Source organism: Streptomyces sp. NPDC127106 (assembly GCF_042677605.1).
Taxonomy (GTDB): Bacteria; Actinomycetota; Actinomycetes; order Streptomycetales; family Streptomycetaceae; genus Streptomyces.
The window spans coordinates 37,047-51,382 of sequence record NZ_JBHXTC010000040.1; the positions used below are offsets into that span (position 1 = coordinate 37,047).

At 73.0% G+C, this 14,336-nt stretch carries 14 protein-coding genes; 2 read left to right on the plus strand and 12 right to left on the minus strand.

Translation table 11 applies throughout. The features are described 5' to 3' along the window. Window positions 1-173: 173 nt before the first annotated feature. Window positions 174-593, minus strand: a complete 420-nt coding sequence (locus ACFVGY_RS27380) for an SPW repeat protein (RefSeq protein ID WP_385681758.1) — start codon at window positions 591-593, stop codon at window positions 174-176. A gap of 142 nt (window positions 594-735) precedes the next feature. Beyond that, entirely contained in the window at window positions 736-2,211 is a 1,476-nt protein-coding gene (locus tag ACFVGY_RS27385) for a peptidase C39 family protein (protein ID WP_385681760.1), read from the minus strand. Between the two features lie 134 nt (window positions 2,212-2,345). Here ACFVGY_RS27385 and ACFVGY_RS27390 point away from each other — a divergent pair, with 134 nt between their 5' ends. Further along, a complete protein-coding gene (locus ACFVGY_RS27390; RefSeq protein ID WP_385681762.1) occupies window positions 2,346-2,981 on the plus strand; it encodes a uridine kinase in 636 nt (211 codons plus the stop codon). A 376-nt stretch (window positions 2,982-3,357) separates the two neighbouring features. After that, entirely contained in the window at window positions 3,358-5,307 is a 1,950-nt protein-coding gene (locus ACFVGY_RS27395; RefSeq protein WP_385681764.1) for an AAA family ATPase, read from the plus strand. A 200-nt stretch (window positions 5,308-5,507) separates the two neighbouring features. Here ACFVGY_RS27395 and ACFVGY_RS27400 read toward each other — a convergent pair whose 3' ends face one another. From ACFVGY_RS27400 to ribD, 10 genes are all read right to left on the minus strand, one after another. Continuing rightward, window positions 5,508-6,581 (minus strand): hemolysin family protein, encoded by a 1,074-nt coding sequence (locus ACFVGY_RS27400; RefSeq protein WP_385681766.1) that lies wholly within the window; start codon window positions 6,579-6,581, stop codon window positions 5,508-5,510. Continuing rightward, entirely contained in the window at window positions 6,578-7,930 is a 1,353-nt protein-coding gene (locus tag ACFVGY_RS27405; protein WP_385681768.1) for a hemolysin family protein, read from the minus strand. Before ACFVGY_RS27405 ends, ACFVGY_RS27400 begins: the two co-directional genes overlap by 4 nt. Window positions 7,931-8,138: 208 nt before the next feature. Next, window positions 8,139-8,603: a PH domain-containing protein gene (locus ACFVGY_RS27410; RefSeq protein ID WP_385681770.1), complete on the minus strand. Its 465-nt coding sequence runs from the start codon at window positions 8,601-8,603 to the stop codon at window positions 8,139-8,141. Window positions 8,604-8,687: 84 nt separating this feature from the next. Next, a complete protein-coding gene (gene hisG, locus ACFVGY_RS27415; protein ID WP_385681772.1) occupies window positions 8,688-9,536 on the minus strand; it encodes an ATP phosphoribosyltransferase in 849 nt (282 codons plus the stop codon). A 50-nt stretch (window positions 9,537-9,586) separates the two neighbouring features. Further along, entirely contained in the window at window positions 9,587-9,868 is a 282-nt protein-coding gene (locus ACFVGY_RS27420; protein WP_360634052.1) for a phosphoribosyl-ATP diphosphatase, read from the minus strand. Window positions 9,869-9,903: 35 nt separating this feature from the next. Beyond that, window positions 9,904-10,389, minus strand: a complete 486-nt coding sequence (gene ribH, locus ACFVGY_RS27425; protein ID WP_179176489.1) for a 6,7-dimethyl-8-ribityllumazine synthase — start codon at window positions 10,387-10,389, stop codon at window positions 9,904-9,906. A gap of 81 nt (window positions 10,390-10,470) precedes the next feature. Next, on the minus strand, window positions 10,471-11,766 hold the full coding sequence (locus ACFVGY_RS27430) for a bifunctional 3,4-dihydroxy-2-butanone-4-phosphate synthase/GTP cyclohydrolase II (RefSeq protein ID WP_385681775.1): 1,296 nt from the start codon (window positions 11,764-11,766) through the stop codon (window positions 10,471-10,473). Next, window positions 11,763-12,416 (minus strand): nicotinamide riboside transporter PnuC, encoded by a 654-nt coding sequence (locus tag ACFVGY_RS27435; RefSeq protein WP_385681777.1) that lies wholly within the window; start codon window positions 12,414-12,416, stop codon window positions 11,763-11,765. The genes ACFVGY_RS27430 and ACFVGY_RS27435 overlap by 4 nt, the downstream gene beginning before the upstream one ends. Further along, on the minus strand, window positions 12,413-13,051 hold the full coding sequence (locus tag ACFVGY_RS27440; protein WP_385681779.1) for a riboflavin synthase: 639 nt from the start codon (window positions 13,049-13,051) through the stop codon (window positions 12,413-12,415). Before ACFVGY_RS27440 ends, ACFVGY_RS27435 begins: the two co-directional genes overlap by 4 nt. Next, entirely contained in the window at window positions 13,052-14,257 is a 1,206-nt protein-coding gene (gene ribD / locus ACFVGY_RS27445; protein WP_385681781.1) for a bifunctional diaminohydroxyphosphoribosylaminopyrimidine deaminase/5-amino-6-(5-phosphoribosylamino)uracil reductase RibD, read from the minus strand. Window positions 14,258-14,336: the final 79 nt, after the last annotated feature.

Genomic DNA, 14,336 nt, shown 5'->3' on the forward strand with positions numbered 1-14,336 from the left:
TGTGGGGGTTTTGCGGTGCTCTGGCGGGGTTCTGGGGTGCCCCCCACCCCCCCCCGGGCGCCGCCCCACCCCCCGCGGGCCCCGGCCGTTCCCCGGCCGGGGGCCCGGTGTGCAGGTGCGCCCGGCGTCCGGTGCCCGGCGTCGACGGGGTCCGGCGCCGGGGGTCGGACGGATCAGGCGCGGTTGCGGCCCGCCAAGCCTGCCATGGCCAGCGCCAGCAGCAGGGCGACGCCGCCCGCGATGACGTTGCTGACCACGGTGCGGGTCGTGTCGACGTTGCCGGAGATGCACCACGGGGCCAGGATCGTCCAGGCTCCGATGGCGACCGCGGTCCACGCCATGGCGTGGGTGCGTTCGTAGGCCGAGCCGAGCCCGCTCATGCACAAGCAGTAGGCGAGGCCCGCTATCAGGTTGTTCACCGCCAGCGAGGTGAGGCCGCTGAATCCCGCGATCCACGGAGATGCCGCCAGGTACAGGCCCGTGATGAGGGCCAGTGTCTCCACGGCCTGGGCGGCCGGTGTGCTGGTGACCCGCTCGAACCGCGAGCGCATCTCGGCGAGGTCGGGGTGGTGTTCGATGCTGTGGGTGGTCATGGCGGGCCGCCTCCTGTAGAAGACTTTATGTGCCCTTTATGGATTTATGTTGCGCTTGTCCTTTCTCCAGGTCAACGGGTGGCGACGGACCTCTCGGCGGGCCTCCGGGCAGGCCTCCAAGGGGGCCTCAAGGCGGCCCCGCTCACAGCACCCCGACGGCCTTGAGGGCCAGGATCTGTGCGACGGACGGGCGGGCCGGGGCGTAGAGGTAGCAGACCCCTCCGGAGCCGGAGACGGCCTTGCCCGCGGCGTTGTGGCGCTTGGTCCGCAGCCACACGTTCTCCCACTCGCGGCGCTTGTACACGCGGCGGACGGCGGGGTTGTTCGGCGAGTTCGGGTCGTTGGCGACGATGTCGCCGGCCTCGGTGAAGCCCACGACGGTCATCAGGTGACCGGCGGTGCCGTAGCCCGCGCCGGTGAGCTCCTCGGAGCGGAAGGACTGCGTGGTGATCACGGGGATTCCGGAGCGGATCAGGGCCTCCAGGTCGGTGAGGGAGCGGAGCCGGGTGACGACGCCGGCGAGCCCGTCGTAGGTGGCGGCGTAGGCGGCATTGAAGGGCCAGTTCCCGCAGCCCCGGTAGGCGTGGTCGTACGTGGCGCGGGCCGCGTGACAGACCTGCGGGTCGCTGTAGCCGCGGTCCACCCACTCCAGGTCCTTCGCCGCGGGCTTGCGGCCCCAGTACTCGATGACCATCTGGGAGGAGGTGGGGCTGCACCAGGCCTCCCCGCCGTTGTCGTACTCCGGGTACCGGCCGGCGTGGACCTCCTGTGAGTAGCGCGGCACCTTCAGCTCGTGGGCCCGCCCGGAGGGAGTGGAGGCGGTGACGGTGAACCGGTCCGGGACGTCGGAGGTCACGGCTCCCGCCAGCCACACCGTGGGGCCGTCCGCAGCGCCGGGCTTGCGGTGGAGGGTGAGGCGCAGCTGCCAGGCCGCGATCCGCAGCCCGGCCGCGCGGGCGGGGGCGTCGACGGCGAGGGTGTCGGTCCACACGGTGGAGCGGCCGTCGGTCTGTCCGTCGACGGAGGTCCGGCGGATGTCCGCGTCGCCGGCGGCCCAGCGGGCCATCACGTACCAGGGGCTCGTGGAGCCGTCGTCGTAGGTGGCGCGCAGATCGACCCGGATCCAGCTGCCGGCGGGGGTGGCGGCGTTCCAGGAGGCGATGACCTCGGTGCCGGGAACCGCCGAGCGGTGCACCGGCGAGGTCCACACGGCGTGCTCCCAGCTGCTCTTCTTCCCGGTGTGCGGGTCGGTGTACTCGGTGCGGCCGGCGGGCGACTCGATCCGCAGTCCGGGGCGGCTGCCGGCGAGGACGGCGGTGCCCTGGTGGGTACCGGCCCGCCAGTGCCCGCGGGAGAACCAGAAGCGGTTGTCCACGGTGGGTCGGGCGGCGTCCCCGGCAGCGGCGCCCGCACCGGCCCGGGCGTCGGCGGTCCCCGAGGCGGCCGCGGCCTCGTCGGCGGTCACCGCGCCGGCGGCACCGGCCCCGGGGGCGGGCTGCGTCGCCGTGCCGCCGCCCCGTCCGGCGGCCGCCGAGGCCCTCCCGCCGGGCACGGTGGCTGCGGCGGCGGCCGCGAGGGCGACGGCCAGGACGGCCCTGCGTGGTGTGGGTGCGGTCATCGCGGAATCCCCCAGTGGGTCGGTGAGGCGGATCGGCTTCCCCACCCTTGCAGTTCCCGGTAGCCCGGCGCCGACGCCCGGGGCCCGTGTCGGGGTGAACCCGTGTGCGGCGTCTCCGGCCGTAGGCTGGCCGGGTGGAGTCACACCAGTCGCTCGCGCCGCTCGCGCGCGAGATCAGCACCCTGCCCCCGTCCCTCGGCCCCGTACGGCTGGTCGGGATCGACGGGCACGCCGGGTCCGGGAAGAGCACCTTCGCCGGGCGGCTCGCCGAGGAGCTGGGCGGGGCGCCCGTACTGCACCTGGACGACGTGGCCACCCACGAGGAGCTCTTCGCCTGGCCGGACCGGCTGCGCGCGCAGGTGCTGGACCCGCTCGCCGCCGGGCATCCGGCCCGCTGGGCCCCGTACGACTGGGTGGCGCGGCGCTTCGGCCCCGAGCAGGTGCTGGAGCCGGCCGAGGTGCTGCTCGTCGAGGGCGTCGGAGCCGGGCGGCGCGCGCTGCGGCCGCACCTGGCCCGGCTGCTGTGGATGGAAACGCCGCGGGCCGAGTCCTGGGGACGCGGACGGCACCGGGACGGGCGTGAGCTGTCCGATTTCTGGGACGGGTGGGAGCGCGCGGAGCTCGCGCACTTCTCGGACGATCCTTCGCGCCCCTTCGCGGACACTCTGGTGCGGCAGAGCGGTACGGGATACGAGTGGTCTTCCGGGACTGGTGCGACCGCCGGAAGGACGACTTCCGTCACTGAAGGTGACGGACTCCCCCGGGCCTGAGCCGCTGCGGAAAGCCGCTTGCGCGGGCGTTCACCAGCCTGCTTGACCTGGGCCCCACACCGGCCTTACGTTCTGAATGCGCGGTCTTTCCAGGCCGCAGCGGACGCGAAGCCCCCGATTGTTCCCCCGTGATCGGGGGCTTCGTTCTGCCCCGGCCCCGCTCCGCGTCCCCGCAGCCGCGGGCGCACCTCCCCGGGATCTTCACCCTGAGTCACATCGGGCCTGACGGGGCGCTGCGGACCCGTACCCGCAGCACCCTACGTAAGGTGCGTCACCGCAGGTACGATGCAGCCCTGATTTCATCGGCACGGCGACAACTCGCGGAAGCGACGCGGGCGTTGCCGGGCACCACGGGGGCAGGCTTGTGGGGGACGTGATGGATTTCGGGACGCCGGGCACTGGGCACGCCCCGGCCGAACTCGCCTGGCTGCGCGGGGTGGACGCCTGCACCATGGGCGCCTACCCGCAGGCCGAGGAGGAGTTCCGGACGGCCGTCCGGCTCGATCCCTCGATGGCCGACGCCTGGCTCGGCCTGCACGCGCTGCGCGTGGACACCACGACCGCGTTATTGCGCATGTACACCCACCGCGACCGCTTCGGCGAACAGCGGACCCGGCACCGGCGGACCCTGAACTCCTGGTACTGGCTGGGCTGGTGGGTGCAGCCGGTGCTGGAGAGCCGACGCGACCTGCTGCTGGCGCACGCCTCGCACTGGCTGGACGGCCGCCACGTGCCCGAACTGGACCAGGCGCTGGCCGCGCTGCCGCCGGTGGACACCGATCCGCAGGTCCGCTTCCTGCACGCCTGCCGGGCCTACCTGGTCAAGGACTGGGAGCAGTTGGTCCGGCACACCGAGCCGCTGGTGGACGATTCGCTGCTCGGCATCGAGGCGGGCCTCTTCGGCGGGATGGCCCGGGTCCGGCTGGAGATGTACGGGCAGGCCGAGCCGATGCTCTCGGCGGCACTGATGCGCTGCCGCAGCGAGCAGCCGCAGCGCAAGGAACTGCGGTACTGGCTGGCCCGCGCCCACGAGGGCACCGGGCGCAGCGCCGCGGCACTGCCGCTCTACCGGGCGGTGCACCGGGTGGACCCGGCGTTCATGGACACCGCGGCGCGGCTCACCGCGATCGAGGACAGCGAGGACTGCGACGGGTACGCCGGGTACGCGGGCACCGGCTACGAGGCGTACGGCGGACACGGTGTGACCCAGGCCGGCGGCTTCACGGCGGTGACCCTGGGCGGCGGCCCCGTCCAGGACCTGGGCGTCGCCCCGGACGGGCAGCCCGAACCGCCGGATCCGCTGGCCGTCCCGGACCCGCCCGGCCCGCGGTACGGGGGGCCGGCCCCGGGCCGTGGCGAGGGCGTACGCCGCAAGGTGTCGCTCCCCGGGCAGGGCGGGCCCGGAGGACTGCCCGCCGGGCCGGCGGACCCGGAGCTGCTGGCCGAGGCGCTCGCCGAACTGGAGCGGATGGTCGGCCTGGAGCCGGTCAAACGGCAGGTCAAGGCGCTGTCGGCGCAACTCCACATGGCACGGCTGCGGGCCGGACAGGGCCTGCCCGTGCAGCCGCCGAAACGGCACTTCGTGTTCTCCGGACCCTCCGGCACCGGCAAGACGACCGTGGCACGGATCCTCGGCCGGGTGTTCTACGCGCTCGGGCTGCTCGGCGGGGACCACCTGGTCGAGGCCCAGCGGGCCGACCTGGTGGGCGAGTTCCTCGGGCAGACCGCGGTCAAGGCCAACGAGCTGATCGACTCGGCGATCGGCGGAGTGCTGTTCGTGGACGAGGCGTACAGCCTGTCCAACTCGGGCTACAGCAAGGGCGACGCCTACGGGGACGAGGCCCTGCAGGTCCTGCTGAAGCGGGCCGAGGACAACCGCGACCACCTGGTGGTGATCCTCGCCGGCTACCCGGCGGGGATGGACCGGCTGCTGTCCACCAATCCGGGACTGTCCTCACGGTTCACCACCCGCGTCGACTTCCCCAGCTACCGACCGCCGGAACTGACCGCGATCGGGGAGGTCCTGGCCGAGGCGAACGGCGACTGCTGGGACGAGGAGGCGCTGGACGAGCTGCGGAGCATCAGCGCGCACGTGGTGGAACAGGGGTGGATCGACGAGCTGGGGAACGGCCGGTTCCTGCGCACGCTGTACGAGAAGAGCTGTGCGTACCGGGATCTGCGGTTGGCCGGGTTCCCGGGGGAGCCGTCGCGGGAGGACCTGGCGACGCTGCGGCTGCCGGATCTGATGCAGGCGTACGGGGAGGTCCTGTCGGGCCGCGGTCCGGCGGACCGCGACCGCCCGGAGGCTCCGCCCCCACCGCTCTAGCCGGGGCCGCGGCATCGCCGTCGCCCCGGCCGCCGCCGTGCCGTACCCGCTGCGCGGAGCCACTCCCCCACCCCGCCCCTTCCCGAAACCGGGGCCGCCGGCCCCGGACCCTCCCCCCAGCTACCGCTGGGGGGTCCCAGCGCCTCAACCGCCGGCGGGGCCGAATGCGCCCGGACCGGGCTGGACCGGGTGCGCGGTCCCTAGGCCGTCAGGGCGCGTTCCGGGTGGGGGGTCGGCCGGCGGGGCGGGATGCGGTGGGCGGGATCGCGGACCTCGCCCACCAGCATCTCCAGGACGTCCTCCAGGGCGACGAGGCCCAGGACCCGGCCGGCCGGGTCCGCGATCTGGGCCAGGTGGGTGGCGTCGTGCCGCATGACGCTCAGGGCGTCGTCCAGCGCCAGGGTGGACGACAGCGTCGGCATGCGCCGCCAGACCCGCTGCGGCACCGCCCGCTCCCGGTCCTCCAGGTCGAGGACGTCCTTCACGTGGACGTAGCCCATGAAGGCGCCGCCCTCGGAGCGGACCGGGAACCGGGAGTACCCGGTGCGGACGGTCAACTGCTCGATCTGCCGGGGCGTCGCCCCGGGGCCGACGGTGACGAGCCGGTCGCGCGCGAGCAGGACGTCGGTGACGGGGCGGCTGCCCAGTTCCAGGGCGTCCTCCAGGCGTTCCTGCTCCCTCGGTTCCAGGAGCCCGGCCTGCCGGGAGTCCTGGACGAGCCGGCCGAGCTGGGCGCTGGTGTAGACGGCCTCGACCTCGTCCTTCGGCTCGACCTTGAAGAGCCGGAGGACGACGGCGGCGCACGCGCCCAGCGCGGTCGTGATCGGCCCGCACAGGCGGGCGAAGGCGACGAGGCCGGGGCTGAACCACAGGGCGGTCCGCTCGGGGGCGGCCATCGCGAGGTTCTTCGGGACCATTTCGCCGATGACGAGGTGCAGGAAGACCACGGCGGCGAGCGCGACGGCGTAGCCGAGGGGGTGGATCAGGCCCTGCGGGATGTGCGCGGCGTGGAAGACGGGTTCCAGCAGCCGGGCCACGGTGGGTTCGGCGACCGCGCCGAGGGTGAGCGAGCACAGGGTGATGCCGAACTGGGCGGCGGCCATCATCCGCGGCAGGTTCTCCAGGCCGTGGAGGACCTGGCGGGCCCGTTTGGACTCGGCTGCGAGGGGCTCGATCTGGCTGCGCCGTACGGAGACGAGGGCGAACTCGGCGCCGACGAAGAAGCCGTTGGCGAGGACCAGGAGCAGGGCGAACAGGAGTTGGAGCGCGTTCACCGGCCCGCCGCCTCGAGTTCGGCGGGGGCGGCCTGGCTGGGGGCGCTGCGCACCAGCCGGACCCGTTCGGCGCGGTAACGGCCGACCTGTCGGACGGACAGCTTCCAGCCGGGCAGCTCGGCCCGGTCGCCGGGGGCGGGGATGCGGCCGAGCAGGTCCGCGACGAGGCCGGCGACGGTCTCGTACGGGCCGTCGGGCACGTCCAGGCCTATCCGGCGCAGGGTGTGCACGCGGCAGCTGCCGTCGGCCTCCCAGGAGGGCCGGCCGTCCTCGGCGGGTACGGCGGCCAGTTCGGGGCCTTCGTCCTCGGCGAAGTCGTGCTCGTCGCGGACCTCGCCCACGAGCTCCTCCACGATGTCCTCCAGGGTGACCACGCCGGCGGTGCCGCCGTATTCGTCGACGACCACGGCCATCGGCTGTTCGCTGCGCAGCCGCTCCAGCAGCGGCTGCACCGGCAGGGAGCCGGGCACCAGCAGCGGGGGGACGCTGATCCGCCCCACGGTGGTGCGGGCGCGGTCGGCTTCGGGCACGGCGAGGGCGTCCTTGAGGTGGACGACACCGGTGACCTCGTCGATGCGCTCGCGGTAGACCGGGAAGCGGGACAGGCCGGTGGCCCGGGTCAGGTTGAGCACGTCGGCGGCGGTGGCCGTCTGCTGCAGGGCGCTGACCTTCACCCTCGGGGTCATCACGTGCTGGGCCGTGAGCTCGCCCAGCGAGAGGGTCCGTACGAAGAGGTCGGCGGTGTCCTGTTCGAGGGCGCCGGCCTGCGCCGAGTGGCGGACCAGGTAGACCAGTTCGCCGGGGGTGCGGGCGGAGGCCATCTCCTCGGCCGGTTCCACGCCGAAGGCGCGTACGAGCCGGTTCGCGACGGCGTTGAGGCCGGCGATCACCGGCCGGAAGGCACGGGAGAAGAGGGTCTGCGGGCCGGCCACGAAGCGTGCCACCTGGAGCGGTCGGGAGACCGCCCAGTTCTTCGGGACGAGCTCGCCGACGACCATCTGGACGGCCGAGGCGAGCAGCATGCCGATGCCGACGGCGACGCCGGAGACGGCTCCGGTGGGCAGGCCCGTCGCTGCAAGGGGCCCGGCCAGCAGTGCGGCGAGGGCCGGTTCGGCGAGCATGCCGACCACGAGGGAGGTGATGGTGATGCCGAGCTGGGTGCCGGAGAGCTGGAACGACAGCTCCCGCAGTGCCTTGACCACCGTGCGGGCACGGCGGTCGCCGTCGGCTGCGGCGCGTTCGGCGTCGGGCCGTTCCACCGTGACGAGGCCGAACTCGGCGGCCACGAAGAAGCCGTTGGCGAGGATCAGGGCGAAGGCCGCCAGGAGCAGGAGTAGCGGGATGGTCATGCGGCCGCCTCCGCGGGGAGGGCGGCGCGGGTACTACCGGACGGTCCGTCCATTGCTGGAGGGAGTCACTCCTCTGGTTGCAGGTGCCCTCGGGCCACGGGGTCCCGGGGCCGGTGGGAGGGCGCACGGCCGCGCCCCGCCACCAGGGTAGTCATTGAGATCGCCGCCGCAATGGGACGCAGCGGTCCGCTTGTCGGAGGCGGCCGTCTCAGTGGTCGTGGCGCCCGGTCCCACGGGCTTCGGCGAGGGCGCGCAGGGTGCGGGCGTCGCCGATGGCCTGCTGCTTGGCCACGCCGGGCTGGATGCCCAGGACGGGCAGGCTGGTGCCGTCGCTGAGGTCCAGGAACACCCAGGGGTCGCCGGGGCGGAGGTTGACGCGCAGGATCTGCGCCCACTCCAGGCGGCGGGTGGTGGTGAGGTTGACCACGGTGACGCCCGTCTCGTCCGCGACCACCCTGGGGCGGCTGAGCAGGACGAGGACGGAGGCCATCAGGGCGGCGGTGAAGACGAAACTGATCCGCTCACCGCCGCTGAGGTTCTCCAGCATGACGGCGATCGCGGTGATCGTCGTGAACATGGCGAGCCCGACGCCCAGCAGGACGACCCGGGTGCGGGTCGGCCGGAAGGTGACCGGCAGGGCGGGCAGGGCGGGCTGGGCGGCGGACTCGGCCATGGTGCTGGTGATGCCTTCTTCAGGGGGCGTACGGGTCGGGCGACGGCGACGGCGTACGGGTGAGCGTACGGGTCTGCGTACGCGTCACAGGCGGCAGGCGTGGATCGACGTGGTGAGGATGGCGCGGGCGCCGAGCTCGTACAGGTCGTCCATGATCCGCTGGGCGTCCTTGGCGGGAACCATCGCGCGGACGGCGACCCAGCCCTCGTTGTGCAGCGGGGAGACCGTCGGGGACTCCAGGCCGGGGGTGAGGGCGACGGCGCGCTCCAGGTGCTCGGCGCGGCAGTCGTAGTCCATCATCACGTAGCTGCGGGCGACGAGGACGCCCTGGAGGCGCCGCAGGAACTGCTGTACCTGCGGGTCGTCGCCGTCGGCGCCGTTGCGGCGGATGACGATGGCCTCGGACTTCAGGATCGGCTCGCCGATGACCTCCAGGCCGGCGTTGCGCAGGCTGGTGCCCGTCTCGACGACGTCGGCGATGATCTCGGCGACGCCGAGCTGGATGGCGGTTTCGACCGCGCCGTCCAGGTGCACGACGGAGGCGTCGATGCCCTGGTCGGCGAGGTGCTTGGCGACGATGCCCTCGTACGAGGTGGCGATCGTCATGCCGTGGAAGTCCTCGGGGCCCTTCGCGGTGCCGGGCCTGGTGGCGTAGCGGAAGGTGGACTTGCCGAAGCCGAGGGGAAGGATCTCCTCGGCGTTGGCGCCCGAGTCGAGCAGCAGGTCGCGGCCGGTGATGCCCACGTCGAGGCGGCCGGAGGCGACGTAGATCGCGATGTCCTTGGGGCGGAGGTAGAAGAACTCCACCTCGTTCTCGAGGTCGACGACCACGAGCTCCTTGGACTCCTTGCGCTGGCGGTAGCCGGCCTCATGGAGCATCGCCGACGCCGCTCCGGAGAGTGAGCCCTTGTTGGGGACGGCGATGCGCAGCATGAGGCTTCCTTCAGTGCGAGATGCGATAGGTGTGTGTGGTGTGCGTGTGTCTAGAGGTGCTTGTAGACATCGTCGAGGGAGATCCCGCGCGCCACCATCATCACCTGGACGTGGTACAGCAGCTGGGAGATCTCCTCGGCGGCGGCTTCCTTGCCCTCGTACTCCGCGGCCATCCAGACCTCGGCGGCCTCTTCGACGACCTTCTTGCCGATGGCGTGGACGCCCTTGGCGACCAGTTCGGCTGTGCGGGAGGTGCCGGGATCGCCGGCCGCGGCCTTGGCCTGGAGCTCCGTGAAGAGCTCTTCGAAGGTCTTGAGGGTTTCGTTCGCCATGATGGTCCTCAGAATACGGGGTTGTCCGCCGCCACTCAGCGCCAGGGTTCGCTGACGGACCGCAGGGTGGCTGCGGTGGAGACGGCGGCGATGACCGCTTCGTGCCCCTTGTCCTCGTTCGACCCCTCAAGGCCGGCGCGGTCCAGCGCCTGTTCCTCGTTGTCGCAGGTCAGTACACCGAAGCCGACGGGGACTCCGGTGTCGATCGACACCTGTACCAGGCCCTGGGTGACGCCCTGGCAGACGTAGTCGAAGTGCGGGGTGCCGCCGCGGATGACCACTCCGAGGGCGACGACGGCATCGTAACCGCGACCGGCGAGTACCTTCGCCACGACCGGCAGCTCGAAGCTGCCGGGGACGCGGAGCACGGTGGGTTCGTCGATGCCCAGCTCGTGCAGGGCGCGCAGGGCGCCGTCGACGAGTCCGTCCATGACCTTCTCGTGCCACTGCGCCGCGATGACCGCGACCCGCAGGTCTCCGCAGTTCCTCACGCTCAGTTCGGGTGCGCCCTTGCCGCTCACTGCTGTGCTCCTCGGTGGTTCGTGTTCGTGGGTGATGGTGCGGGGTCCGGTGTACGGGTGTACAGGTGTACGGGTGTTGTCCTACTGGTTGCCGCAGGCGGCCGGCACGGTCTCGCCCAGCCAGGGCAGGTCGTGGCCCATCCGGTCCCGCTTGGTGCGCAGGTACCGCAGATTGTGCTCGCCCGCCTCGACGGGCATCGGCTCCCGGTCGTTGACGGCGATGCCGTGGCGGACGAGGGCCGCGGACTTGTCGGGGTTGTTGGTCAGCAGCCGGACGCTCTTGACGCCGAGGTCGGCGAGGATCTTCGCGCCGGCGGCGTAGTCGCGGGCATCGGCCGGGAGGCCGAGCTCCAGGTTGGCGTCGAGGGTGTCGCGGCCGCGCTCCTGGAGCTCGTACGCGCGCAGCTTGGACACCAGTCCGATGCCGCGCCCCTCGTGGCCGCGGAGGTAGACGACGACGCCGCGACCCTCCTGCGTGATGCGGGCCATGGAGGCGTGCAGCTGGGGGCCGCAATCGCAGCGCAGGGAGTGGAAGATGTCGCCGGTCAGGCATTCGGAGTGGACGCGGACGAGCACGTCCTGGCCGTCGCCCACCTCGCCGTGGACGAGGGCGACGTGCTCGACCCCGTCGACGGTGGAGCGGTAGCCGTACGCGGTGAAGTCGCCGAAGGAGGTCGGCAGGCTGACCTCGGCCTCGCGGTGGACGGTCGGCTCGGCGGAGCGGAGGTAGTCGACCAGGTCGGCGATGGAGATGATCGACAGGCCGTGCTTGCGGGCGAAGGGGATCAGCTCGGGCAGGCGCAGCATGACGCCGTCCTCGCCGGCGATCTCCACGATCGCGCCGACGGGGCGCAGGCCCGCGAGGCGGGCGAGGTCGACGGCGGCCTCGGTGTGGCCGTTGCGGACCAGGACGCCGCCGGGCTTGGCGCGCAGCGGGAAGATGTGGCCGGGGCGGACGAAGTCGGAGGGCTCGGACACCCCGTCGGCGAGCAGGCGCAGGGTGGTGGCGCGGTCGGCGGCGGAGATGCCGGTGGTGACGCCGTGCGCGGCGGTCGCGTCGACGGAGACGGTGAAGGCGGTCTTCATCGACTCCGTGTTGTGCTGCACCATCTGGGGCAGTTCGAGCCGGTCCAGCTCGGGCCCCTCCATGGGGGCGCAGATCAGGCCGCGGCACTCGCTCATCATGAACGCGACGATCTCGGGGGTGATCTTCTCGGCGGCGACGACGAGGTCGCCCTCGTTCTCGCGGTCCTCGTCGTCGACGACGACCACCGGCCGGCCGGCCGCGATGTCGCGGATGGCCTGCTCGACCGGGTCGAGCCGGAAGGACTCCTCGAGGAGGGCGTCGAAGTCGGGGACGGGCTTGAGGGTGGTCATGCCGTTGCTCCTTCCAGGGCCGGGGCGGTGGTGGTGCGCGAGCGCTGGTACCAGTCGTGGGCACCCCACAGGACGAGCGCGAAGTAGACGACGTAGACGAGGCCGGAGAACGCCAGCCCGTTGGTGAAGGCGAGGGGGACGCCGACGAGGTCGACGAGGAGCCAGGCGAACCAGAACTCCACGAGGCCGCGGGCCTGGGCGACCATCGCGACGACGGTGCCGACGAAGATGTAGGCGTCGGCCCACGGGCTCCACGACAGGTTCGGGTAGAGGGTGAACAGACCGCCGACGGCGAGGGTGCCGAGGGCCGCGCCGGCCAGGAGCAGGCCGCGCTCGGCCCAGGTGCCGGTGCGCACGGCGAGGGAGCCGTCCTGGGCCTGCCGCTTGCCGCGGTGCCAGGCGCGCCAGCCCCAGGCGGCCACGCCGATGACGAGGAGCTGCTTGCCGATGCCGCCGGCGAGGTGCGCGGAGGCGTAGGCGGCGACGAGGATGAGGCCGGACAGGAGTTGGGCGGGCCAGGTCCAGATGGACCGGCGCCAGCCGAGGGCGAGGGCGGCGAGGCCCATCAGGTTGCCGATCATGTCGGACCAGATGACCTTCTGACCGAAGACGGTGAAGGCCTCGGCGTTGAGCCAGCTCAGGGCGGTCACCGGTCGGTCTCCTTGGCTTCGTCGGCGTGCGCGGCCAGGGGGTCCACGCCGGCGGCGAGCAGGCGTTCGACGTACTTGGCGAGGACGTCGACCTCCAGGTTGACCGGGTCGCCGGGCTGCTTGATGCCGAGCGTGGTCAGCGCGAGGGTGGTGGGGATGAGGCTGATGGTGAAGTAGTCGGCGGCGGCCTCGACCACGGTGAGGCTGACGCCGTCGACAGTGATAGAGCCCTTCTCTACGACGTACCTTGCGAGGTTCTCCGGGAGGGAGACCTTGACGATCTCCCAGTGCTCGGAGGGGGTGCGGGAGAGGATCGTGCCGGTGCCGTCCACGTGTCCCTGGACGAGGTGGCCGCCGAGCCGTCCGCCGAGGGCCATCGGGCGTTCCAGGTTGACGCGGGAGCCGGGCCGGAGGGCGCCGAGGCTGGAGCGGTTGAGGGTCTCCTGCATGACGTCGGCGGTGAACTCCCCGTCGGCGGTGTCGACGACGGTCAGGCAGACGCCGTTGACGGCGATGGAGTCGCCGTGCTTGGCGCCGTCGGTGACGAGGGGGCCGCGCAGGCGGAAGCGGGAGGCCTCCTGGAGCTGCTCGACGGCGGTGACCTCGCCCAGTTCTTCGACGATTCCGGTGAACACTCAGTGCTCCTTGCGGGCGGTGGTGGGGACGGCGGTGGTGGGGACGGCGGTGATGGGGACGGCGGTGGTGGGGACGGCGGTGATGCGCAGGTCGGTACCGGTGCGGACGGCCTCGGTGATCTCCAGGCGGACCGCGTGGGCGATGGTGGTGATGCCGGCGCCGGCGAGGGCGGCGGGCCCGGCGCCGAGGAGGGCCGGGGCGATGTAGCCGACGACGCGGTCGACGGCGCCGGCTTCGAGGAAGGCTCCGGCCAGGGTGGGGCCGCCTTCGAGGAGGAGGGCGCGGACGCCGCGGGCGTACAACTCCTTGAGCAGGTCGTGAATGCCGATGCGGCCGTCGTGCAGGGGCAGTCGGAGCACGTCGGTGCCGGGCAGGTGCCGCGTGTCGGCGTCCTCGCCGACGACGAGCAGGGTGGGGGCTGCGTCGTCGAGGATCCGGGCGGTCGGCAGGAGGGCGGCGCGGGTGTCGAGGGCGACGCGCAGCGGCTGCGCGGCCTCCGGGGGCACCTCCCGGCCGTGGCCGGGGGCGACGCGCACGGCGAGGTGCGGGTCGTCGGCGCGCAGGGTGCCGCCGCCGACGAGGACGGCGTCGGACTCGGCGCGCAGGCGGTGGACGTCGGCGCGGGATTCCGGGGAGGTGATCCAGCGGCTGGTGCCGTCGGCGGCGGCGCTGCGGCCGTCGAGGGTGGCGGCGTACTTCCAGGTCACGTGGGGCCGGCCCAGGCGCACGGAGGTCAGCCAGGCGGTGTTGCCGGCCTCGGCCTCGGCCCGGAGGAGCCCGCCCTCGGCGGTGATCCCGGCGGCGCGCAGGGTGGTGGCGCCGCCGCTGGCCTGCGGGTTCGGGTCGGGGACGGCGTAGACGACGCGGCTGATGCCGGCGTCGATCAGGGCCTGGGCGCAGGGGCCGGTGCGGCCGGTGTGGTTGCAGGGTTCGAGGGTGACGTAGGCGGTGGCGCCGCGGGCGGCGGTGCCTGCGGCGCGCAGGGCGTGGACCTCGGCGTGCGGGCCGCCGGCGCGCTGGTGCCAGCCCTCGCCGACGACGGTGCCGGAGGCGTCGGTGATGACGCAGCCGACGACCGGGTTGGGGCTGGTGGAGCCGAGGCCGCGGGCCGCGAGTTCGACGGCGCGGCGCATGGCGCGGGCGTCTGCGTCCGCGTCGTGCGGTGCGTGCTCGGCGTGGGGTGCCACCGGGTCCTCCTGCCTCATCGGGCACGGACTCCGGGGCCTGTCGGGCTACGACAGATGAGCGGTACAGGCACGCGGGGACGCCGAGGCCGGAGGAACG